The following is a 1,435-nucleotide window of genomic DNA, read 5'->3' on the forward strand; positions in this document are numbered from 1 at the left end:
TAAGATTGCTTAGTTTTTTATTTTTCTACCGCGCTCTCGCTTGCTGGCCTCTTATTCTTTAAACTGGTTACCAGTTCAAAGAATAAGAGGTCACATGGTTAGCTTGAGTGGCTCAAGTTGATTGTTTTGCCACTTCTCAAAGTATTCATGTGGGGAAGCGTCTTTTAAGCTCCCATGAAATCTCTCTTCATTGTAAAACGTAATATAATCATCAACTACTTTATAGGCATGTTCAAAGGTGATGAATTCGTTCCGTTGGTAACACTCTCGCTCTAATACGCTATGAAACGATTCAATATAAGCATTTAGGTTAGGTGATTTAGGTGGAATCCTTTCATGTTCTACCTTCATCTGATCAGCACAAAAAGCACGAAAATGGTTACTACAAAATTGTGGACCATTATCCGTTCGGACGATTAACTTTGGTGTGTCGTTGTCGTTTTCTTCAGGGATATGAATATCCCTTTTCAACATAGCTTTTTGAAGCATCTTGGTTATGTGCTTGGCTTCGCAAACGGTTCCTCTGTAATGACCAACGATCGTACGATCGTAGACATCAATGGCGCTTGCGAGAAAGAAATAACGCCGAGAGGACAATACATATCCATATTTAATATCCAGCTGCCACAATTGATTAGGAGCTGTCACTTCACGGTTTCTCGCAAGTTTTCTAGGATATTTTTGTTTCTTCTCTCGTTGAGGCATGAGAATGTCTAACTCCTTACACAAGCGATAAACCTTTTTTTTATTAATAATTAATTGATAGATCTTACGTAAGGATTTGGTGAGTTTTCGATAGCCGTATATAGCTTCTTCACCCTCAATTAACTCTAATAGGTATTCCTTTATTTTTGTATCTTTAACTTTTTTGCCTTTCTTGGTTCGGGAGTACCCTGGTTTAGGTCTTCCTCCTGTGCTCACTTGTTTTACCAGTGGATGAGACAGTCTATGGTAATACGTACTTCGGTGTACAGAAACAATGTTTAGCACTCGGGTCGCAGGAAAACCTGCCAGGATCCATTCATGCGCAAATTCTATTCGCTCGGAAAGTCCGGAAACTTTTTTTTTAGCATTTCACGAAGCATGGTCACTTCAAGTTCTTTCTCACCAAGCAGCTTCATGGCATGGTCGTACTTCTTTTGAATATCATCTTCTGAAGAGGTTTTAGATAAGGGAGACACGCCTTCTCGTCTCATCTCTTCTTCAATCTCATCACGGTATTGTTTTACCCAATTAGCAAGAGTCGATTTATTCACACCTGTTTTACGAGCGATAAAAGCCATGTTTCCTGACTCTAACGCCATACGAACATATTGTTTTTTCACATCTTCCATCGGTCCATTTCGTTTACTCATTTGGACTCCTCCTTTGATACATCTATCTTATTATTTTTAGAATGAGGTGTCCAAATGAGTTAGGGGGCTAAATAGATATA

General features: G+C 39.0%; 2 protein-coding genes. Both read right to left on the bottom strand.

What is annotated here, in order from left to right; genetic code table 11:
* Positions 1 to 90: 90 nt before the first annotated feature.
* On the bottom strand, positions 91 to 1,038 hold the full coding sequence (locus tag ACIFOD_RS20325) for an IS3 family transposase (protein WP_430316020.1): 948 nt from the start codon (positions 1,036 to 1,038) through the stop codon (positions 91 to 93).
* On the bottom strand, positions 1,035 to 1,355 hold the full coding sequence (locus ACIFOD_RS20330; RefSeq protein WP_430316019.1) for a transposase: 321 nt from the start codon (positions 1,353 to 1,355) through the stop codon (positions 1,035 to 1,037). Before ACIFOD_RS20330 ends, ACIFOD_RS20325 begins: the two co-directional genes overlap by 4 nt.
* Positions 1,356 to 1,435 lie beyond the last annotated feature (80 nt).

This window comes from Rossellomorea sp. NRS-1567, from assembly GCF_050467885.1.
Classification (GTDB): Bacteria; Bacillota; Bacilli; order Bacillales; family Bacillaceae_B; genus Rossellomorea; species Rossellomorea aquimaris_C.

Coding starts and splice junctions, on each gene's coding strand:
- ACIFOD_RS20330 (WP_430316019.1), bottom strand. CDS start 1,355: ATGAGTAAACGAAATGGACCGATGGAAGATGTGAAAAAACAATATGTT.